This is a genomic window from Mucilaginibacter sp. SG538B (assembly GCF_013376065.1).
GTDB lineage: Bacteria > Bacteroidota > Bacteroidia > Sphingobacteriales > Sphingobacteriaceae > Mucilaginibacter > Mucilaginibacter rubeus.
Map to the genome: position 1 here is coordinate 250,408 of NZ_JABMJI010000005.1, position 21,030 is coordinate 271,437.

The 21,030-nt window shown below is 41.9% G+C and carries 24 protein-coding genes; 12 read left to right on the top strand and 12 right to left on the bottom strand.

The window, feature by feature from the left end; all coding sequences use genetic code 11:
• The first annotated feature begins 37 nt into the window (after positions 1 to 37).
• The 3 genes from FHW88_RS24620 (at position 38) to FHW88_RS24630 (ending at position 1,680) form a co-directional block, all read left to right on the top strand.
• Positions 38 to 328, top strand: coding sequence for a hypothetical protein (locus tag FHW88_RS24620; RefSeq protein WP_176628303.1), 291 nt, complete (start codon positions 38 to 40; stop codon positions 326 to 328).
• Positions 325 to 759 (top strand): hypothetical protein, encoded by a 435-nt coding sequence (locus tag FHW88_RS24625; protein ID WP_176628304.1) that lies wholly within the window; start codon positions 325 to 327, stop codon positions 757 to 759. Before FHW88_RS24620 ends, FHW88_RS24625 begins: the two co-directional genes overlap by 4 nt.
• Positions 760 to 1,026: 267 nt before the next feature.
• The gene (locus tag FHW88_RS24630) at positions 1,027 to 1,680 is read left to right on the top strand and encodes a Crp/Fnr family transcriptional regulator (RefSeq protein WP_176628305.1); all 654 of its coding nucleotides are present in this window, start codon (positions 1,027 to 1,029) and stop codon (positions 1,678 to 1,680) included.
• Positions 1,681 to 2,326: 646 nt separating this feature from the next.
• Here the strand turns inward: FHW88_RS24630 and FHW88_RS24635 are convergent.
• Complete coding sequence (locus FHW88_RS24635) at positions 2,327 to 2,950, bottom strand: response regulator transcription factor (protein WP_176628306.1); 624 nt, start codon at positions 2,948 to 2,950, stop codon at positions 2,327 to 2,329.
• Between the two features lie 312 nt (positions 2,951 to 3,262).
• Between FHW88_RS24635 and budA the strand changes: the two genes are divergently transcribed.
• Entirely contained in the window at positions 3,263 to 4,111 is an 849-nt protein-coding gene (gene budA, locus FHW88_RS24640) for an acetolactate decarboxylase (RefSeq protein ID WP_176628307.1), read from the top strand.
• 312 nt (positions 4,112 to 4,423) lie between these two features.
• On the opposite strand, the gene FHW88_RS24645 is transcribed toward budA, so the two are convergent.
• From FHW88_RS24645 to FHW88_RS24655, 3 genes are all read right to left on the bottom strand, one after another.
• Positions 4,424 to 6,493 (bottom strand): carboxypeptidase-like regulatory domain-containing protein, encoded by a 2,070-nt coding sequence (locus FHW88_RS24645; protein ID WP_176628308.1) that lies wholly within the window; start codon positions 6,491 to 6,493, stop codon positions 4,424 to 4,426.
• Positions 6,494 to 6,575: 82 nt separating this feature from the next.
• A complete protein-coding gene (locus FHW88_RS24650; RefSeq protein ID WP_176628309.1) occupies positions 6,576 to 7,535 on the bottom strand; it encodes a FecR family protein in 960 nt (319 codons plus the stop codon).
• A gap of 26 nt (positions 7,536 to 7,561) precedes the next feature.
• Positions 7,562 to 8,140, bottom strand: coding sequence for an RNA polymerase sigma-70 factor (locus FHW88_RS24655; RefSeq protein WP_176628310.1), 579 nt, complete (start codon positions 8,138 to 8,140; stop codon positions 7,562 to 7,564).
• A 777-nt stretch (positions 8,141 to 8,917) separates the two neighbouring features.
• Between FHW88_RS24655 and FHW88_RS24660 the strand changes: the two genes are divergently transcribed.
• The 6 genes from FHW88_RS24660 to FHW88_RS24680 all read left to right on the top strand — a co-directional run bounded on the left by FHW88_RS24660 (position 8,918) and on the right by FHW88_RS24680 (position 14,242).
• Complete coding sequence (locus FHW88_RS24660) at positions 8,918 to 9,880, top strand: hypothetical protein (protein ID WP_176628311.1); 963 nt, start codon at positions 8,918 to 8,920, stop codon at positions 9,878 to 9,880.
• Between the two features lie 960 nt (positions 9,881 to 10,840).
• The gene (locus FHW88_RS24665; protein WP_176628312.1) at positions 10,841 to 11,254 is read left to right on the top strand and encodes a nuclear transport factor 2 family protein; all 414 of its coding nucleotides are present in this window, start codon (positions 10,841 to 10,843) and stop codon (positions 11,252 to 11,254) included.
• Between the two features lie 688 nt (positions 11,255 to 11,942).
• Positions 11,943 to 12,383, top strand: coding sequence for a cyanase (gene cynS / locus FHW88_RS24670; protein ID WP_176628313.1), 441 nt, complete (start codon positions 11,943 to 11,945; stop codon positions 12,381 to 12,383).
• A 6-nt stretch (positions 12,384 to 12,389) separates the two neighbouring features.
• Positions 12,390 to 12,695 carry a hypothetical protein gene (locus FHW88_RS30255; protein ID WP_255485443.1) on the top strand — a complete coding sequence of 102 codons (306 nt, stop codon included), beginning with the start codon at positions 12,390 to 12,392 and terminating at the stop codon, positions 12,693 to 12,695.
• The gene (locus FHW88_RS24675; protein ID WP_317171389.1) at positions 12,656 to 13,123 is read left to right on the top strand and encodes a carbonic anhydrase; all 468 of its coding nucleotides are present in this window, start codon (positions 12,656 to 12,658) and stop codon (positions 13,121 to 13,123) included. Before FHW88_RS30255 ends, FHW88_RS24675 begins: the two co-directional genes overlap by 40 nt.
• 231 nt (positions 13,124 to 13,354) lie before the next feature.
• The gene (locus FHW88_RS24680; RefSeq protein WP_176628314.1) at positions 13,355 to 14,242 is read left to right on the top strand and encodes an AraC family transcriptional regulator; all 888 of its coding nucleotides are present in this window, start codon (positions 13,355 to 13,357) and stop codon (positions 14,240 to 14,242) included.
• Positions 14,243 to 14,851: 609 nt separating this feature from the next.
• Here the strand turns inward: FHW88_RS24680 and FHW88_RS24685 are convergent.
• From FHW88_RS24685 to FHW88_RS24700, 5 genes are all read right to left on the bottom strand, one after another.
• Positions 14,852 to 15,565, bottom strand: a complete 714-nt coding sequence (locus FHW88_RS24685; RefSeq protein WP_218117294.1) for a hypothetical protein — start codon at positions 15,563 to 15,565, stop codon at positions 14,852 to 14,854.
• Between the two features lie 24 nt (positions 15,566 to 15,589).
• Positions 15,590 to 15,715 carry an NAD(P)-binding domain-containing protein gene (locus FHW88_RS30050; RefSeq protein WP_218117295.1) on the bottom strand — a complete coding sequence of 42 codons (126 nt, stop codon included), beginning with the start codon at positions 15,713 to 15,715 and terminating at the stop codon, positions 15,590 to 15,592.
• Between the two features lie 141 nt (positions 15,716 to 15,856).
• Complete coding sequence (locus FHW88_RS24690) at positions 15,857 to 16,015, bottom strand: hypothetical protein (RefSeq protein WP_176628315.1); 159 nt, start codon at positions 16,013 to 16,015, stop codon at positions 15,857 to 15,859.
• A complete protein-coding gene (locus FHW88_RS24695) occupies positions 16,012 to 16,179 on the bottom strand; it encodes a hypothetical protein (RefSeq protein WP_176628316.1) in 168 nt (55 codons plus the stop codon). The genes FHW88_RS24690 and FHW88_RS24695 overlap by 4 nt, the downstream gene beginning before the upstream one ends.
• On the bottom strand, positions 16,158 to 16,436 hold the full coding sequence (locus FHW88_RS24700; protein ID WP_176628317.1) for a hypothetical protein: 279 nt from the start codon (positions 16,434 to 16,436) through the stop codon (positions 16,158 to 16,160). Before FHW88_RS24700 ends, FHW88_RS24695 begins: the two co-directional genes overlap by 22 nt.
• 247 nt (positions 16,437 to 16,683) lie before the next feature.
• On the opposite strand from FHW88_RS24700, the gene FHW88_RS24705 reads away from it, so the two are divergent.
• Together FHW88_RS24705 and FHW88_RS24710 are read left to right on the top strand one after the other, a co-directional pair.
• Positions 16,684 to 17,415, top strand: coding sequence for a hypothetical protein (locus FHW88_RS24705; protein WP_176628318.1), 732 nt, complete (start codon positions 16,684 to 16,686; stop codon positions 17,413 to 17,415).
• Positions 17,416 to 17,553: 138 nt separating this feature from the next.
• Entirely contained in the window at positions 17,554 to 18,219 is a 666-nt protein-coding gene (locus FHW88_RS24710; protein WP_176628319.1) for a PKD domain-containing protein, read from the top strand.
• Positions 18,220 to 19,248: 1,029 nt separating this feature from the next.
• On the opposite strand, the gene FHW88_RS24715 is transcribed toward FHW88_RS24710, so the two are convergent.
• The 3 genes from FHW88_RS24715 to FHW88_RS24725 all read right to left on the bottom strand — a co-directional run bounded on the left by FHW88_RS24715 (position 19,249) and on the right by FHW88_RS24725 (position 20,905).
• On the bottom strand, positions 19,249 to 19,473 hold the full coding sequence (locus FHW88_RS24715; protein WP_176628320.1) for a hypothetical protein: 225 nt from the start codon (positions 19,471 to 19,473) through the stop codon (positions 19,249 to 19,251).
• Between the two features lie 26 nt (positions 19,474 to 19,499).
• Positions 19,500 to 20,009 (bottom strand): SgcJ/EcaC family oxidoreductase, encoded by a 510-nt coding sequence (locus FHW88_RS24720; RefSeq protein ID WP_176628321.1) that lies wholly within the window; start codon positions 20,007 to 20,009, stop codon positions 19,500 to 19,502.
• A gap of 65 nt (positions 20,010 to 20,074) precedes the next feature.
• Positions 20,075 to 20,905, bottom strand: coding sequence for a helix-turn-helix domain-containing protein (locus FHW88_RS24725; protein ID WP_176628322.1), 831 nt, complete (start codon positions 20,903 to 20,905; stop codon positions 20,075 to 20,077).
• Between the last annotated feature and the right edge of the window lie 125 nt (positions 20,906 to 21,030).

Genomic DNA, 21,030 nt, shown 5'->3' on the forward strand with positions numbered 1-21,030 from the left:
ATACCATTGAAATATAAATTGTTTTGAAATTAACGCTATGGATAATAATGAAATATTGTTGCCAGGTTTTAAAATTGCGGTACGATCGCTGGCTGATAAAAACGCCGAACCAGGAGCAATATCCATTATACCGGAACAGTTTGCAGAAAAAATTTCGGACTTTATTAAAACCCGCTTGTTAACAAATGACGAAATAAATGTGCGGCTCAGTATCGAAAACTGGGACGAAACCTTCGAACTGCAAGAATCGAGCTTTAATATTCGACTCGATCTGCCTGCTAAAAATACATATGAATATGCCAGGAATTACTGGATTGAAACAAAATGAAAACAATAAAAATTAATGCTATTATGTCCGCTGTTGCCTTGTTTACTCTTATACAGTCGGCAAGTGCACAATCGGCAAATGAAAGATCGGCTTTACAGTGTAACACCATAACACAGCCTTTTTTAATTATCCAACAACTTGCACCGGTAAATCTTTCCAATACATTCAGCTCAACGCAAAAGTCTGAACTGTTTAGCTTCGACATTCCGAAAATCAAACTATTGTTGCCAGAACTGATCCGCACAGAAACAGTATGGGGGCAAAAAGGAAAGAACAATCAAACGGCGACGAGTAAAGAAACGGTGGATTTCGCCCAATTGGTACCTGTGCTTGTAGCCGCTTTACAGCAGCAAAATGCTGAGATAAACGAACTGAAATTAAAACTCGATCGGCTACAAAAACAATCGAACCCTGGCGAAGCAGCGAAATAGACGAAATGTTTTTCTTTCAAGATAGGCACGGAAATGTATCGATAGAAGCTTTAACAACTCATTTTATAAATTCAGTTTATGAAAAGCGTTGTTTAATTTACAATGGACAGCACTGACTGTCCCTTTATACATTTGTCAAATTACTGTCGTCTGATATTGTAATTCAAATATCATATTATTGATTGGTATATCGTTTTATCAATTTTCTTCGTTGTTGCGCATACGTTATGCCCTGTTTCTGGCATGACAGAAAGAGGAAATTATTTTATGTTAAAGAATATTGATGCGTTACATAATGGCGATAGGGATGGACTGTTTTATCAGCCGGTGTTAAATCATATCGAAAAAAATCTCCCTGTCGATGAAGAAATGATCTCCTTGTTCGCGCAGCATTGTAAACTAGTAAGGTTCGACAAAGGCGAACGTTTATTAAACGTTGGGAAAGTTTGTAAATATATTTATTTTATAGTATCGGGAGAGTGTATGTCATATTATACCGATGCAAATGGAAAAACAACCACCTGGTTTTTTCATTTTAATCGGCCTGAAAGTACGGTCAAAAACCTGTTTGCAGTTGATTATAAAAGCTTCATTTTAAGCGATCCTGCGACTATTTCCATTGAGGCTTTATCAACGGTTACCGCGATCCGGTTTTCAGTTAACGATGTAAAGGCTCTTAGAGAGGGGGCCAGGGGCATTGAGCAATGGGTGAACTGGGTAAATGAACAGGCATACGTCCTAACTTCGGGCAAAGTTGCAACTTTGCTGACACTTTCAGCCCAGCAACGCTATGAAAAACTGCTTGAAACCGAACCGCACCTTTTAAATATGTTTTCAAACTATCTCGTTGCAAGCTATTTGAATTTAGCACCGCAATCGTTAAGCAGGATCAGAAAACGAATAGTTTGCGGAACTCTGTAATTCTTGGTCTTGCTATAAAGGCCAGCTATTTAAACGGCTGGCCTCTATTTGAACATCCTTGAAGTGACTAAGCTAAATAGCAGATACGATAATTTCGATCACCTTCTCCGGAAAACCGTTGACCGGCCAGAGTCTGGTCAAGATTGTTGTTAAACGACTGTTAACGATATAATTCGAAAGCTTTGAACTTGATGTTGTTCTGGTAGCAATACTGGTGCTGCCAATCCATACAATGGAAAGGTTACAGGTAAGTAGTGTGATATAACTTCCTCTTTTTGCAGGACAGCTAAGGTTAATTAAAGGGCATACGCAAGTTGAAATGGTGTAGTCAAATCTTTTTCGACTTCGCCTTACCAAATTCCTGTCGAGGTCATAGGTTTAATTTACCGCGCTATTTGTGCTGTTAGATTATCCTCAAAAATGACTTTGCCTGGTGTATTCCCTTTATTTTATAAGTCAGTTCTTTATTTGGTTATAATTTCAAAGGCTTCACGTCAAACTTCTTCCTTCGGTAGCAGCAATGTCTCACTTTTTGTCGCAGTCACAAAATGAATCATACCTTTTTTCCGGGTTTCCAGTAAATATTTTCATTAGCATCAGCTACCTTCTTATTTTTCAATCATTCATGTTTGAGATCTGATAAATGTTAAACAAGGTTGTCAGTGATGGCCTTTGCCACCATTTCGGTGAGAGAATTCACCTTGAGTTTTTTATAAATGTTTTTGATATGCGCTCTTACTGTTTCTCGGCTGATGTTCAGTTTATTGCCAGCCATTTTGTAGTTGTTTCCCCTGGTTATGACCTGGAGCACTTGTTTTTCCCGGGGCGTGAGTAAGCGATCTGTTGACAGCGGTTTAACTTTGTTGTTATTTTGCAAAGTCGACAGTAATCCCCGTGAGAGTACCGGCATAGATAATTCAGGTCTCAGCTGGAGTATAATGGGCAAAAGGTTGTCCTTTAATTCATCCTTGAACAAGCCGGCGTCCGCCCCGTTACATAGCCATTGAAGAATATTTGCACTATGTATCTTTTCACCGAAAACCACAACCTGAATTGTTGTCGATGCATTCTGAAACATCCCGACTAACTCCTGTTTTTCTTTATCTATCGCACCTGCTTCTGTAATAATCACTGAGGTATTGCCAGGGATTTGATCTGCCGGACCGATTTTCGGGTTGTAGCAACGTATATTGAATTGTTTTTGAATTTTTAATATTTTCAGAACCTTGGTTTGTACTTTCCTGTCCTCGATCAGCACCAATACTTGCATAAGTATAGATCTCTTATTTACGATAATTCCCTTTGGGGATAAGGATGCAGACTTGCTTTACATCCGTTTCCCTGATCGGCTGCTACAAATTTCCTGCTTCCTACGTTTTGAATCATTCACATAGGTTAATAAATGACGACAGGACATAGAATTGTGAGACGAGATTCGACCTGGAAAAGGTAATGCCGTAATGGATGCTTATAAGGAGCGTTGCGATGCAAAATGTTGCCTGTCCCTCTTCCCTTCCGTAGGAATTTAAATATCCCCACTTTAGGTAATTGCGCTGCAATTCTAGACTGGTAATTTTGCGGAATGAGAAAACAATTGATGTTTTATTTAATTTTTATCCTTTTTTCATCTGCTGAAGCCTTGGCGCAGCGGCCTGGCGGAGGCAGAAATAAAAAATTAGCAACGAATAATAAGAATTCCGTGAAAATGACAAAACCAAAATCTCAACTTTTTCAGTATGGAGTAGCAAATGCGTTTATTGAGGGGGTTTACGAAGGGGAGTTGCCAGTTAGTGAGTTATTAGAGGAAGGAGATTTTGGGCTTGGTGCACCAAATCTAATTGACGGCGAATTAACAATCGTCGGCGGCAAGGCTTATCAAAGCAATGCAAAAGGGGAAACTTTTGAAGCTCCAACCAAATTAAACACGCCATTCGCCTTCGTTACGAAATTCAGGCCTGATACTGTTTGTCAGTTGCCTCCTGTGCAAAGCATCGAGGAACTCTTTAGCCGGATCAGGACTTTGTTGCCCAACCCAAATAGTATGTATGCCCTACATATTACCGGTAAGTTTTCTGAAATGAAAACGCGGGCGTTTCCTCCTGTTAAGCAAAAGCCTTTTATTCCCATCGCCCGGCAACTTGACCGGCAGGTTTTTATGAAATTGAATGAAACCGAAGGCGAAATGATTGGTTTTTACATGCCGGTGTACTTATCAGGGATCAATATTGCGGGCCTGCATTTTCATTTTTTATCAGACGATCGTAAAAGTGGTGGACATGTTGTGGGACTCGCTGCGACAGCACTTGCGATTGAAATTGAGGAAGTTAAGGACTTTAATCTGCAAATACCGCAAATGCCCGATTTTAAATCATTTAAATTCATCGGTAACAATAATTTGAACCTGCAAAAAATCGAAAAGGGAACTAATTGAGACCAGCACTCTTGGATGCTGTTTTCGAGCTTGATCATCGTTGTCGATGTTATAAGAATCATAATAGCAAAATACCAGGTGTGTTCTATCGGCTGTTAAGGTAGATGTACAGGAGACTATATTTTTAGTCGATCTCTCAGGAAAGCACCAAATAAAGTGAAATAATCAATGCCATTGTCGCTGCGGCGTTGAAAATGCCTGGAATGAAGACTTGGTTATAATTATTAATTCAGAAACAGACACAAACCTGTTGTAAAAATTGCTATTAAGATGCTCTTATAGATAATTACCAATGTACGATCTTTTCGATTTTCAAAGCTTAAAGCGATAACCCAGTTTTAAAGCATATTGTTGAACACCGCCGCTTATTTTATAAGCATCTTTCTTAATACCTGCCTCAACTCCGTTCGGAAAACTGAAACCTGCGGACAGGGTATACATAAATGTGCTTTCTCCGCTCACCCCGCGGTTGATGCCGCCGGGCGAAGAAGGTTTCGAGAAGGAGTAATAGCTTCGACTGCGCGTTGCAAGGCCCAACCCGCCATCGACATAAAAGGTCCGGAATAATGTGTAGCGCAGCCCGCCGTTAAGCGGAATATAAGTGTACGCGCTACTGTAATAATCTTCTCCATCGGAGTCTACATCATGATGAATTACGGCCGGGAACCTGTTGTATCCGCAGGAAATAAAAGCGCCGAGATTGGATCCAAGGATTCGGTGTAAGGACAAATCGGTCCCTGGGATCAATTGATTACCGGAAGACAAATTATTTAATCCTGCGGTCGCAGCAAGGACGACTAACCATGCATTGCTCTGGGCGTCGTATTGCTTTTCCTTTTTAAATACTGAATGATAGGCAATACCCCCTTCCCATCCCAATGAGGTTTTAAACTTGCCATGTTTTTGTGTATAATAATCGTTGGCGTTGTTGTACTGCGAATAGGCCGAAGGATTGTTCCATATATAAGAGTACCTGTTAAGCGCCGGGCCAGCCAAAATGCTGATATGCTTGCTGATACGGCAATTTATTAATATTTTTGCCTGAATCCACCGTTCATCCCAACTTTGATTGACAGGTAAGCTCACGTTTGTTTCAGCAGAAATGTATATTTTGCTCCCCAACATAAAATCGTGTCCGGCGCCCACTCCCCATGCAACAAGCTTTTGGCCGTCAAACCGCTTGATACGGATCAGGATTGTGGAGTAAAAATCGTGGGTGCCGCTTTTAAAGGTCAAATTTGTACCGGCCATGTTGTTCACGGAGTACAATAGCTCATAAAATCCGTTGTGTACGATATTAATAAGTCCGAGGCTGATTCCCTGTGATGTATCGGCTATATTGACGAGTCCGAATTGTAAGCCTTTAAGATGCCCCGTTGAATTATGAAGCAAGCCCATTTGGACTCCGTTAGCCCCGGCTATCGCACGGTTACTGAATAATGAAAGCTGCACACCCCGTAAAGTGTCTAATACAACATTGCCGGCCCCCGCAATTTGCAGTCCCGTCATATTGCCGCCAACCAGGTTGAAAATACCTGCGAGCTGTAAATATTTTGCTCCTTCCTTGTTGATATTGAAAAAACCGCCGATTTCCAACCCGTTTACGCCGGCGGTATATCCACCTGCCAGATTAAGCGAAAAGGTATTCACCACCTGCGGACTAAACATCCCGTGTGTGCTTAAACCCGGTGTGATCGATATCTGGAAGGGACGTTTGGCAAAGAAATCCGGGATATTCAGGCTTTGAATCTTTTGACGGGCAGAGATCAGCAAACTGCCTAATGCAGTTCGTTCTACGTTGTTTTTTTTATTTAAGGAACTTTTATAGGCTGGATTGTCGTTGGTGATGCTGACAGAAACTGATTGAAGAAACGTCACCATAGTGTCCCGATAACCTAATTTACTTATTGTTATACGGAAGGGGTTATTATTGTTCCGTTTGAGCTTTAACCGGAAATAACCGTGATCATCAGTCAGGGTAGAACTGAGCTGTTGCTTTTCATAAACGCTCGCATTTCTCAGACGTTCTCCCGTGCCTTCATCGGCCACTAATCCGCTGACAGAGTAGTTGCCATCTTCGTCATTAACGTCCGCGTTTAAAAAAGTGAGACGGCGAAGCGCGGGGCTGATGATCAAATAGTTTTTCCTTTCTTCATAAACGAACCGGTTGGCAAAAAGCTGCGTGAGGACCAGCATAATTTTCTGTTTTCTTACTTTTAAACTTACCGTACTATCCCTTGGGAGAAGTTCACTATTGTAGGAAAAAAAGAACTGACCCTGTCTGCCAATTTCGTCAAGTACATCGGCTAAGCGTTGATTCTCTTCGTAAAGCGTAACCTTTTTATCAAGTATAGTTTGTCCGAATAAGGGACGTGTTGGCATGTATAAAAATAGTAAGGTAAAAAAAAAATATACGACTGCAGGATTTCCGGGAGAAGGGAAACCGTAGATCGGGCGCTTTGCCTTATTTAAGTAGAATTGTTTCATTATTTTTAATTACCCTGATTTTGAAAGTCCGGCTGATAATATCAAGAATGTCGTCTAATGATTCATTTTTGAACGTGCTGTTAAGTTTAAGGCTGTCGAGTCTCCGATTTTCAATAATAATCCGGCAGCCATAAGCCTCGTTAAGTATGTTGACCAATTGCGGCAGGGGGGTGTCGTCTGCGACAAACTCCCGTGTTCGATAATATTGATAGAGATGACTGGTGACTTTTGACAAGCGCAAAATCCCTGACTTCGGGTCCATGTCTAATTTCTCGCCCTGGCGCAGGAAAAATTGATGAACGCCGTTAGTAACTGAAACCAGTCCATTTTCTACCAGTACCTCCACAGCGCCCTTTTTGTTCCTGACATTAAATGAGGTTCCTAAAACCTGAATACGGGTCTTTCCGGCATTTATAATAAAGGGTTGATTTGCCCGGTGATTGACATTGAAAAAAGCTTCTCCCTGCTCAAGCCAGACTTCTCTTTGGTGAGATTTAAACCGGAAAGGGTACTTTAAGGAAGTATTTTGATTCAGCGTAATAACAGATCCGTCAGATAATGTATCTGTTTCTACCTCCATTTTCGCTGTCGAAAGCATTAACTGCCTGTTATAACGCTGCTGCAGGAACAGCCATGATGTGCCGAGCGCCAGCAATAGTATGGCAGCCGCTTTTAACCATTTGCCAGGCCTGTTGATGGGAAAGACCTTAGATTGTGCAGCTGCTTCAGCCGGCATTTTTTGCTTGAATCGCGCCAAAGATTCATTAGCGTTCATAGGATGCTTTAAATCCAGTTTTTTGCTTGCCATCCAGATCGTCCTGAATTGTTCCAGCCGGTGCCCGTTTTCAACTCGTATGCTTTGCCAGGCCTCGACCTCTGCAATTTCCCGGGTGCTGGCCTCTCCGATTATATAGCTGATTAATTTTTCATCACTCATTTTAGTAGTAACAATTTGGTAAGGCGTTAAAAAAAGTTGACAAAAAGCCAGGCAATAAATGGCAGGTATTCGGCGAGTTGTATGCGGAGTTTTTTCAATGCCCGACTCATTTGCGTTTCGACGGTTTTTATAGATAAACCCAGCTGATTTGCGATTTCCGAATATTTCAGATCCTCAAAACGGCTGAGTTGGAATATCGTGCGGCATTGTTCAGGTAGTCCGTTAATTGCCTTTTCTAAATTCTGTACCAGTTCGCGATACTGCAATTGATGGCTGGCATCCTCTTCAGGAGCAGTTTCTTCAGCCATGCTGTGTGATTCATAGTTTTGTCGCACTTTTTGATGTTTTAAGTAGTTAAGGCATTCGTGATGAACAGATCGATACAAATAGGCTTTTAATGACGTGTGCACCTTCAGCCCCTCGGATCTTTCTAAAATTTTCCAGAACATTTGGTGGACCATTTCTTCCGCGACTATTTCATTCTGTACTATTGTATACGCGTAGCGGTGTAAAGCATCGAAATATGTCAGATATATTTCGTCAAAATCCCGCCCATCTCTATTCAGTTTTGAATACTCCGGTGTGTTGTTTGGATAGGTTACCAATGGTCTGTTTTATTGAATTCTCACACTATGACAACTTTAAGATCCCGCACCCTGACAAGCCAGCCTTTTTTAATATACAGGGGGCAATGAAAACCTATATTTCCGCACATTTACGAGCATTAGCCTGTGATCACCGGTGAAATCTCTTTAGCCTTATTTATTTATCATCTGACTTCCCGGAAAGACTTCATTGTTCGTGCTGTTATTTCGAAGATTTTCCGTTAGTGTCGATCTAATCAAATGGCAGCCCAAAAAAGTATGCCATTTGCCTGCAAATGGAATGGGTTAAAATTTAAGAATACAACTATCTGCAATTCAGTGTTTTGAAATTTATTTAGAGAGTCTCGGGCTTTTTTAGAGAATAACAGCTCCGAAAATTTCGGAGTCATCAGGCATTAACTCCGAGATATCGGAGTCAATAAACATTAATTCCGATTCATAAAGGAGTTGATATATATCTGTTTAAGAACAGAGGGTGAGCGTATTATCGTTTACAAGCCCTGTTCCGGAATTATTCGGCGATTTGGCGCGCCGGATGCCCGGGATTTTACAGGGCATTCAAATTTCAAAGAACAGGTGCAGGTAAAGCATTAAGGATGGTTTTTTATCTCGATATATCGCATAATCTTTTGGAAATAATTTGTTTAGAAAAGTAATAGTTCCCGTCTGACTGGAATTTTTTCCATTTGCCAACCCTATTCAAGAATTAAAAATTAATTCTGGCAGTAAGGGTATAAGCGGTTAATGATGTCTTAGGGAGACAAAAAAATAATAAACATGATTAAGTATTTCGTATTACCGGTAATTCTATTTTTGTTAATCAATATCAATTCTAAAGCACAGACCTTACCCGATTACAGGCTTGAATTTGGAGTTAACGGGGGGGGCACCACAACAGATCCAGTCCGGGGTATCGCGGGACTGGATATTCGCCTAGAAAAAAGCCTTTCCAGCCACCTAGCAGCCACCATAACGGCAGGGTACGAACATTATTTTGGTCCGAATTATTCGTTTGAAAAACAACGTTACGTTTACAAAGGGGCCTCTAATGTTTTTCCGGTTAAAGCAGGTCTAAAGTTTTTCTTAAATCAGAACATATACCTTGGCTATGAGGCGGGTGCAGCTTTCGGATTGTCCGCCGGATCAAGTTCTTTTCTGTACTCATCATTTGTTGGTTACAGGTTTAAAAACGGTCCAGACCTGAGTCTCAAATATGAAGGTTTTAGCCGTAGCACCGTTGCCGATGGTTTAATGCTTCGTCTGGCCTATGGCATTGACCTCGGTAAGCACGAGGTCCGCAAACCAACAGATGCGGGCGATAATCGGCAAATGGAATTTAGTATTATTTCAGGGACAACCAATAGTCATGACGCGGTATTTGGTGGAGAGATCAATTTTTTCAGACCATTAACCGGTGCCCTCGAAGCCACTGCTTCCCTCGGTGCCTTTCATATTTTTGATGCTTACCGCGTTGATATTACCAACGCGCAAAAAACCTCGGGCCAAACCCTCATTCCGGTTATGGGAGGATTAAGGTTGTTTGCCGGAAATAAATTTTATATCCAAGGTGAAGCAGGAGCTGCATTCGATACGCACGGCAAAGCTGCGTTTGCCTGGGCTCCTTCTGCAGGCTTATTGTTTCGCAACGGGTTTGATGTTTCTCTGAGATATTCAAGTTTCGGCGGGAACCATATACAGGATTTTACGGCACTTAAATTAGGCTATCACTTTAAGCTTTGATTTTTCAAATTGAAAACATTTTGCTGCTTTGGTAAGCGCGAATAAAGGTAATGTCGCACGGGAGGCTTTAGGCTTCCCGTGATTACCTTGAACCGGTAAGTCTTTTGAAAGATATGTCGTCGGTGAAGCCAAAAAGCGGGGCCAAGTATAACTTCTAATTTTGTAGGGTGATGTTCAAATCCACGCGCCAGGTTATATTTAATTTATTATCAGGTATTTAAACAATAAGAAAATAGCTTTTTTAATTCTATTTCGTGTTGCCAAAAGCCCGCCTCCTTCCGCCTATGGGCGGCATTCGGTTTTTGACTCCTTTACCGAGCCGGTTATATCTTCTTTAATAGCAAGTCGGCTTAAATAGGATCGACAAGCCTATAAATGCGAGTCAATGTAAATCCAGCCTTTCTGGAAACTTATTTTCCTTAGCTAGTATGCTTAGTCTTACCAATTATTACTATATAGTTCATCCATTGACAGCTCATCATTTGGCAATTTTTGCCGCATATCTAATTGGGTTGTTTCATTGAGTTCTGATGGTATGAATTTTCACAGCCCAGGATGTTATCCATAATAATTATTATCAGTTTACATTTAGAAGCAGCTTTTATGCAATCAGTAAAAAGGACCATCATTCATTCGAATCTTACCGTATCATTGGGACGACTGTCCATAACTTTGATAAAAAATAAATGGAAACAAAATGGACAGGAAAGTCGCAACTGAATTAATTATTCAAAGCTTCGTTAAAAGCAAACTGAAATACCAAGTGATAACGCTAAAATTTTGAATCCAATCCAGCAACATAAGGCGGATCTCCGAGCATTTTTCAAATCTCTTATAGCGGATGAAACGACGTCGGGTCACGTCTATCTTCTTTTTGAAAGCTGCATTACGGAAAGTAAAATGTTTAAATCGAATGAACTAATAGAAAAATCAAAATTAATAACTTAATAAATTAAAGTCATGGAACAGAAATTTCCCCTACCTCCATACACATTGGAGACCGCATTACAAAAAATACAATTTGCAGAAGATGCCTGGAATTCACAGGATCCCGAGAAAATCTCTAAAGCTTACACAATCGATAGCGAATGGAGAAACAGAGATCAATTCGTAAATGGAAGGGAAGAGATTGTAAAATTTCTCACTGAAAAATGGAAAAAAGAATTGAACTATAAACTTAAAAAAGAATACTGGGCGCATACAGACAACCGCATCGCAGTAAGGTTCGAATATGAATTCCAAGATTTAGAAGGTAACTGGTTCAGAGCATACGGAAATGAAAACTGGGAGTTTGATGAAAACGGTTTAATGGCGAAGAGATATGCAAGTATCAATAACCTAGCCATAACTGAGGGCGAACGGAGAGTAAAATAGCCGATGGTTTTTAAAAAGGAAGTGAAATTTGCAGGCATCCGCCCAGCATGCTAATTTCACTTCCTCTTTTTTAGACAAGCCGTAAATCCGAGTTTTAACTCCAATTTGGCCTGTATTAAATCATCGATAGGGTAGGTTGATCTGGATGTGGTTTTGGATAGTTAGTGAAGCCTATGCCAGTTCGGATTTGCGTGAGACTCTTAGGACCTTCGACATTAAACCTCCGAGTGCTGTTTGTATTTTTATAGAGGTCATCGATGCTTCCTCCTGTCTATGGGCAACATTCGGTTTTTGACTCCTTTACCGAGCCGGTTATATCTTCTTTAATAGCAAGTCGGCTTAAATAGGATCGACAAGCCTATATATGCGAGTCAATGTAAATCCAGCCTTTCTGGAAACTTATTTTCCTTAGCTGGTTTGCTTAGTCTTACCAATTATTACTGTATAGTTCATCCATTGACAGCTCATCATTTGGCAATTTTTGCCGCATAATCTAATTGGGTTGTTTCATTGAGTTCTGATGGTATGAATTTTCACAGCCCAGGATGTTATCCATAATAATTATTAATCAGTTTACATTTAGAAACACCTTTTATGCAATCAGTAAAAAGGACCATCATTCATTCGAATCTTACCGTATCAGAGGGACGACTGTCCATAACTTTGATAAACAATAAAAGGAAACAAAATGGACAGGAAAGTCGCAACTGAATTAATTATTCAAAGCATCGTTAAAAGCAAACTGAAATACCAAGATTTGGCCAAAGCCATCGGCAGCAGTCTAATCTGGACTACCCACGCGTTACACGGACAGGCAACTATGGACGAAGAGGCTGCAACAAAGGTTGGTGAAATGCTTTCTTTGACACAAGAGCTAGTAGAATCACTACAGCAAATCCCTACGAGAGCTTTTGTACAGGCTACGCCTACTGACCCTACGCTTTATCGACTTACAGAAATGATGCAGGCGTATGGTCCGGCAATTAAGGCTGTGATCAATGAAATGTTCGGTGATGGAGCAATGAGCGGCATCGATTTTAAGATGGATGTGGAACGCGTTGAAAATTCGAATGGAGCAAGAGTGAAAATTACGCTAGATGGCAAGTTTCTTCCCTTTAACAAATTCTGATTGATCATGGAAAATCAAAATGAAGCTCATCAAAATTCAGACACTGCTTCACAAAGCTGTAGTTGCTCTCATCATGCGACGGACACTTTCAGTCAAATGATTACAGGAAATTTGAATTGGGCACAGGCGACATCGAAGGAGGATCCTGACTTCTTTAATCAGTTGGCAAAGAGCCAGCAACCTGAGGTGCTTTGGATTGGTTGCGCCGACAGTCGCGCCCCTGCAAATGTTATTACGGGCATAAAGGCGGGGGGATATTTGAGCACAGAAACGTGGCGAATGTCTGTGTTAATTCCGATCTTAATATGTTGAGTGTGTTAGATTATGCTGTAAGAGTGTTAAAGGTAAGGCACGTCATTGTTGCTGGACATCATGGGTGTGGCGGGGTTACCGCTGCCTTAAGTAACAAACGATTTGGTATGATTGACAATTGGCTTAGACACATAAAGGATGTTTACCGCATATATAGTCAAGAATTGGATCAGATTGCAGACGAACAGGATAGGCTAAGAAGGCTCGTTGATCTGAATGTAGTGGAGCAGGTGAATAATGTTAGTAGAACCGCCATCGTGAAGAACGCGTGGAAAGCGGGAGCGGACCTTCAGATACATGGCTGGGTGATGGAGCTTTCCACCGGGCTGATCAAAGATATTGGCGTCACCAAACAGGGCATTGGAGGGAGGTCTGGATGGAATCTATCAGCTAGAAGGACAGAGAATTCAGAGAGGCTTTTTAGTTAAGTCCGTGGTGAGGTCAAACGCAATGTAGCCTGAGGTGAATCGCCGACTTTTGTAGGGGCAGTTAATTGGCCTTTCGTAAATTGCATAGGTTTTGGTAAGGGTGCCGGTGCATTCGGAGGCGGATGGGGCATTACTGGGTTGGTCCTGTGAGACCCATTTGTACGTTTTTTAAAGTGTGATTGGTAACTTTGAAGAGGCCATCTGATTATGAATTTTAAGCCAGGGCTCAATATGAGAAATGAATTTCCAGTTTATGATATTTGCGAATTTTCGCTGAATCAACAGGATGATGTTATTGTAAGCAGGTTTGCCATTTATTTAAAGAATTTGAAAAAACTTCATTTTCCGCACCGGCATGGTTTTTACCATCTTATTTTATTTACACATGGAGGAGGTGGATTTTCTATCGACTTCCAGAATTTTAATATAACGCCTTATCAAATCTATTTTATGGCACCGGGGCAGGTTCATGCATGGAATTTTGAAGGAGATATGGATGGTTATGTTGTAAACTTTTCGTCTAAGTTTTTTAAGTCTTTTTTATTGAAATCCGATTATCTTGATCAGTTTTTATTTTTCAGTGGCAAGGTCCAGGAATCAGTGATATCAATTCCCGAAGATTCTAGGGAATCGATCACCAGACTGCTGGAGGAATGTGTCATTGAGGCCGAGGGCGATAATTATTTTAAGATGGATTCAATAAGGGTTCTAATATTGCGTCTATTTATGTTGGTGGGTAACCTGACTGAAAAAAGGGGAGATCAAGTTTCGAATAGTTATAATATTACCTTTCTGCGGAACTATGAAAAGCTGATAGATATGAATTACCTTGACCTAAGGTTGCCTAAGGAATATGCCGCGCTTCTTTACGTTACCCCGAACCATCTAAATGCCTTATGTAATGACGTCTTGGGAATCTCAGCAGGGGAAGTCATTAGAAACCGAATAGCGTTGGAAGCCAAAAGGATGCTGATCAACTTTAGTTTGACTGTTAAGCAAATTGCCTACCAACTGAATTTCGAGGACAACTCATACTTCTGCAAGTTTTTTAAAAAGCAGACAGGTTTGACTCCCGAAGCGTTTCGTAAGCAGTTTAATTCCGCTAACGCTGCTTTTTAAGGTGATGCGGAGTTTTGGTCTCTAGCTAATAGTAAAGTAAGTGATATATGAAAAATCTTTTATGATTTAAATTTAAAGCTGAGTTAATTTATAACAATGAGTATAGAATACTAAACTAGCCGGAAAACGCAAAAATCGCTTGTGAAAACGAAATGAAAACTGCACCGAATAAAAATAAAAAATCATTGTAATTTACTTAATATCAGCTTGTTACAAGTATTCATGGTAACCGAAAGTGAAAGATTTTCGACCGGATTTGTGGAAGATTTGGAGCGTTTAAGCCGAATTGATAAACTAATCGAGAATTCGTAAATCTTATGGTTACGTGGCATTGTACCGGTGAATCTCAATGAAATTAAAAGATTATGAAGGAGAAACGACAATCACTTTTACATCCATATCATCGTATGCGAAGCGATAAAAACAGAAAACTATATGCTGAGTACTTTAAAACGTAGGGATACAAATATAGAAGCATGGTTCCAAAGTTTTATACATAAAAATATTTCTGATAATGGAACCTGTATATACAATAATCAAGGAAATGTTAACGTAACATTGGCCAATGAAAAAGATACTGTTAAGAAGTTTAATTAACAGGCCTGGTTTTTATTCAGCCAGTTTTTTAATATAGTCGCGCAGCGTGGTTTGGCCACGATGCGGGTTGGGGGCATTGTAGCCGGTTTGCAGCATTGTTTTTGTTACCCGGGTAACGTTTGCCATTGACGTTGCCGCCGGTGCGGAAAACCCCGCCTTTTCGAGTGCATCCTGCCACTCATCTTCAGGTGTGGTTGCTACCGTAACAGTTTTATTAAATGCCTCGCCAAACGCTGCCGCCACATCATCGGGCGAATAGGGTTCGGGGCCTTCTATAAAATGCAGGCCGGTTGCATCGTTCAGCATTAATGTTGCAGCAAATTTGCCGATATCGGCAGGGGCTACCATCGGCAGCTTAAAACCAGGCGGATAAAGTGTTGGCAGCATGCCCGATTCTTTTACGGTTGGCAAAGCCATATCCCAATTGCTCATATAATAGGCACTGCGGATGACGGCCTGCGGTGTTTGCAGCGATGCCAGCTGCTGTTCCATTTGGTATAATACGCCCAGGTCGCCCAATTGCTCGCCGGGTTGTGCGCCGTAAGTGGAGGCAGCCACTATCTTTGTTGGTTTTGTGTCCTGCAGGGCGTTTATGATAGCCGACATGCTTTTGGTTTCTTCAGCAACGGTGTCGGTTGCCGCCGGTGCGGGCGGATTTAAAATAAAAAGCCGTTCGCCGCGGCCGAAAAGTTCATGCAGACGTGACCTGTCCAAAATATCGGCCACTTCAAAGCCTGCGCCTTTTGCTGCCTAGTATTCTGCTTTTTTAGGATCGTGACCTATGATCATTACCGTTTCGCCGGCGCTTAACAGCGTGTCGGCCAGCGCGGAACCGATGTGCCCGGTGCCGCCTAAAATAATATGCCTGTACTTCATAATGAAGTAGGATAAACTAAAAGCGTGCCAATAGAACCAATGAATAACAGTTCCGGTAGGCTATGGCGGTGTCCGGGTGGGATGGAGCAGGAAGTTCCCACAACTTTGTGCGCTGTATACTTAGCGCCAGAAGGGTAACATTTATTGCGATGCCCTTTTTTTAATTTTCTCCTCAACGCTCCTGGGTACAGGCCTGCAGCCACGGTGTACCTGGTGGGCTGTGTGCCATGTAATCCGTTCCTCGAGCGTTGGGTATTTAGGCATCGGGTTTGCCAGGTGCCATGCTATATTTAGTTTCATAGTTTGGAGTCGGGATTAAATGTTTGGTGATTGCTGTATACTGCCGAAGATTGCGATAGGGTATTGTGACCGCGGTGTGTTTTTTTGTTAAAATACCATACGTTAAACCCTGCTACAGTTGCCGCCAGTATGATCACATTTGCTATTGTGCCGAATTTAGCCATACGCCAATATTAAAAATGAGCGACTGCGACAGACACGTGGCCACCGCAGACGGGAGCCACCACCATTCCTTTTGCGATAAAAACATCAGCGCCGCCGAAACAAACAATACAGCGCTGATAAACCACATCCAGCCATAAAGTTTATTAACCGGCTGGCTTAATGCTTTAACCGCAGCCACGTTATACGCCCTGGCCATGCCCATTAGGTGTATGGCGCCATGTGCGAACATAATTACAGCAATAATGCTTTCATTCAAGGTGTTATTTTATACCCAAAGCACGCTTTTTTGCCGCTAACAGATAATGACGGCAGGCAGGTTAAAAGCTAATGGTTATCACTTTTTTGTCATCGGTTGCAGGCGGCCGAATCTAAACTATGCTATATGGCAGCCTTGCTGGTAGTACCTTCCCATTCTTCCTTTAATTTTTTTAACCTATAGATTATTTCCCGATATTTGCCGGGCGCATTAAACCTGTCCACTCGGATTGTGTCTCAGCTATTATATGAAAAAACTTAAACTTATCTATGCCCTTGTGCCTTTGCTGGCATTTACTTCCTGCAAAAAAGATAGTCCGGCCAAGCCGGTAACGCCAGCCAAGCCTGTAATAGCTGCCGTGAGCGATTCTGTTGCTTATACTATAGATGGCGTAACGTATACCGCCGGTGGTCTGTTCCTGAGTAATATATCCTCGGGCACCGAAGATGCTAACCGGAAACTGGTTTACCCGGACAGCACCAACAAATACGCGTATGCGCTTGTCGGCAAACCCGATTCTGTACTATTTTTTGAGAAACACACCATTTTTTCTAAAAGTGCGAACATCAACGTGATCTTCGTGAAGAAATTTTTCAGGCAGCAAACGCCGCTTAATTTACCCGGCCTCAAAAGCGTGCTTACCCTGTTTACTTTGGGCAAACATCCACTTGCGGAAGATTTTGAATGGCAAAACTCGCAAAATGGCATTGCTATCGATGCAGCGATTAGTGATAACAAAGGTTATTCATCTTACAATACTTACCACGGCCCGGCCACTGTGGTGATCCCGCACGGGTTTCAAAAGAATTCGAGCTTCGAGATCACCAGCTTTGTTCATGCAACAGACGGATTTGGCGGCTACAACCTGGAAGCAAAGTTTACCGTTCTGTTATTTAGCCGCAAGGGCGAACAAAAGAAACTGGAAAACGGGTACCTGCGCCTCCATATCGACCCGATGTACGCTGTTAATGGTATGTAAGGATTGGTGATCCGGTTACCTATACCCGGTAGTTAGAAACAACCGGCATAAGTAATCTATACACGCAGTCTAAGGGCAGTGGTGGCACTTCTTCGTGTTAACATATTCAGCCTTAAGATTAATCAATATATTTACCAAATGAATAAACCCTTTTTAATCTTATCACTTTTTTGTATTGTATTTTTTTCCTGCAAAAAAACTGCCACTTCCCCAACACCGCAATACAAACCCAGGGTATTTGTTGTGCTGCTCGACACCATATATGAGCACGAGTTTGTCTTTCCGCGAGTAATGGATACTACAAATTCTAAAGGGGAAACTTATAAATGGGATTGGGGAGACAATTCAACTGATACAGGCTTACATGCGAGACATGAATATTTAGCAGAAGGGAATTATACGATTAAGCTGACAACTAATGGCGGCAGCACATCAAAAAAAAATTTCGTTTATCCAGGGTCGGGAAGCGTTGAATTTGTAAATGGATCGTCAGAGCCGATTACAAAAATAGTGATTAACTCCGAATCACAAACGGATGCACATCCTGTTGGAACACTGCTGCCCGGTGCCAGAACGGGGACTATTTTTATCACTCAACTACCTCTATACAGTAAATGCACAATAAGCGGGTACGTTGGGGGCACGACAAAGAAAACTGTGTTTTTTAAATGGGATGAAAGCTTTCTGCACCCATACTACCACGATGTATTCACCATCCAGGACAACAGTACAGTATATTTCCGAGATAGCTATGGCAACTTTCAGGGTGGTAGCCTTTCTGATTGGATAAACTATGCTTTTTAACGACAATTTAGGCGTTGTATATCGTTAAGTGATATTTATCTTGCCGTCCGAAGTCAGTTTAGGTGCGGTTATGACGGGCGAGGACTAGCGTAAAGGCTACTCGTGACCTGCAAGCTATTATTATGTACCCCATCTGGGGTTCAAATACGCCTTGTGAGAAAAGCGGGGTACCTAAACGAGGGCACGATTTAGTTGGTTCTGTCATCCTGTTTTTCCCTTATTATCCCAGTGATCTTTGAGCAATGTCCCGTCAGCGGCTGCTACGAGACGGCGTGCGAAGCGTTCGCCGCAAATTTCGTAAGTGTCAGCGAGTTTTAATTGTAATTTTTTTAGCACCTAACGTATAATTTGGTTCGGGTCAATAAAAATACGCATATACAATGGCAATATCTATAATCTGTTACTGATTACAGTTTCTAATGTCGATGTCAGCGTGACAAAGTCCATTCTATAGTCTCTTTATTGCAGAAAGCCCCTACGGAGATTACACGTTAAACATGCCAAACTAGATATTTACCTCAAAAATTTAGCTTTCATTTTGATTTGAAAAATGTTGATTTATTTATATATTTAGGTAACAAACGTCCTGAAACAACAGCAAATTGATACCCTGGACGTTCCGGGCATATGTTACACCCTATTCCGTGGCAAAATTGACCACCCGTTTGCTGGCAAAGAGATGCCACATATGCATTGGTAGCATGACCAAATAGCGATTTCGCCTTTTTTTCCATCAATACTCCAATTCAGAATTCCTACTCCGCTGTTTATTAATCGACTTGCCTTGCAACTCAACAACTTTGTTCTCTGAGCTGTTTAGCGAGCCCGCAGTGCCCTCAATTGCCCTTTCCGATGCTATCAACAGTCCAATGGGTCTTCCAGGGCCCGGAGGAGCTTCCTTTTATTTCCACAGTTTCGGGGATTGTCGAGGGTGATCATAACGCGTTAACTGCAAATCAGGGGTGGTCAGTTTGCTCCGGAATACCCTGGTCAGTTTGAACCCGGAATGGGTGGGCATGAGCATCGAAATCACCTGATGCCCAGTGCATTTTTAAGAGCGAAGAACTGGCTTTCGTCGCCAACCTGAATGGCAATATCGACATCTTTGGTTTTCCGTGTGTTGATGTGGTCACCCAACTGTATATCCCACGCAATAGTACTAACCATGTAAAAATCAATATTCAGCGATTGCAGGATCGGTTCGATACGCGCGAGCGAGTAGTTGGGGCCGTAAGACTTCTGACATATCCCCATATTGCAAGGACGTTTCGCATTATTTACTACTTTGGCATTTGTTTTACCGGGTCAAACGGTTGTGCTGCAGGGTCAATTACAACATTCTCGCCGGCATCCATTAACCATTTTCCGTTTTGTTTGACATACACCAGGGTAGCCAGGCCATCGGTAGGCTGGGATAGTTTCCCGTCTGGCAACCGCACAGGCTGCGGGTCGGAAAAGTGCCATACGATGTGGGCGATGGCCACATCTTTCGTTATAAACCGGATCACAACAGACTTTTTCTTGCATACCGTTGTTTTGAACATCGTCTTATGATAAACCTGGTGCGCATATTGGGATTCCTTTTGCCCTTTCCACCACATACCTACGACATTTACCCAATCGATATTTTCGGTAGTATAGTTTTTCCAGTCATCGTAGTTATGATTGTTCCAGCTATATATCATAGCATCGACCTGTTTATTGATGGCCGCTTCATCTTTTGTACGGTCTTGAGCAAAAATGAGCCCGCTGGTTATTAAGAGTGCAATGGTTAACAGTACTTTTTTCATATTTTGGAGGTTTCCGATAAAATTACTGTACCTTTTGGAGGAGAGCATAGTATAAAAACGACATTTTAACAGAAGAGCCTGTTAAAAAATTTCGTCTGTGATTCCAAGAGTTCTTGTTCAATAAGGGAAGGGTTAACGCCGGCAAATTCGCGGAAGTCGCGTATAAGGTGCATCTGGTCAAAATACCCGCATTCATGCGCGATCTTTATCCAGCTTATGCCCGGATGCTGTTCCTTGATGATCCAGGCCTGCGCAAATCTTACAAGACGCGAAAAGTGCCTGGGCGACAATCCTATCCTTTGCTGAAATACTCTTTCAAATTGCCGGGTGCTTAAACAGGCCTCGGATGCCAGCCGGTCTATTTTAAGTAATCCCCGTTGTTTGATCAGTAATGGGAGCACGTGATCAATAGGTAACATTTGTTTCAGCCTGCCTGCCCGCTTAAGCAGGAAGTTTTCCACTATAGTTTTCATTTCGAAAAAAGAAACTGCTTCCCGTAACCGCTCATCCACTTCGTTCATTTCACTCCCCAGCAAATCCAGCCCGTCAAATTCATCGTTACCTAACAGCTCGCTCATTGGAATACCTAAAAAACGGTAAAGTCCCCCTGCCTGAAACCCAACTTTTATCATTAAATGATGACGCCCGGCAACCATAATATGTCTATTCAGATTAGGGCCGATAACGATAGAAGAGGGCATAGGTCTCCTTTCTTTTGTAACAGGATCTTCCACATGCATGGTGTTCCGGACATAAAACATCAGGCAATGTTCAGGAAGCGGCGGGATCGGAAAAGCGCGCGGTATATGGTTCGCATCAAGCTTCACCTCATGGATCATGATATTGTTGACAAACTCTTTTAATGCCGGGTGGGGCTCGTAGAATTGTTGAAACATTGGTTGTAAGGTTATAATTGCCTGACTGCTATTCCGCAACCGGCGACATTCTTTATCCCGCGCCGATTTACTGAGCAATGCTAATATAAGCCAGTTAATATAAAATTCCTAAAGGCTCTAGGTTG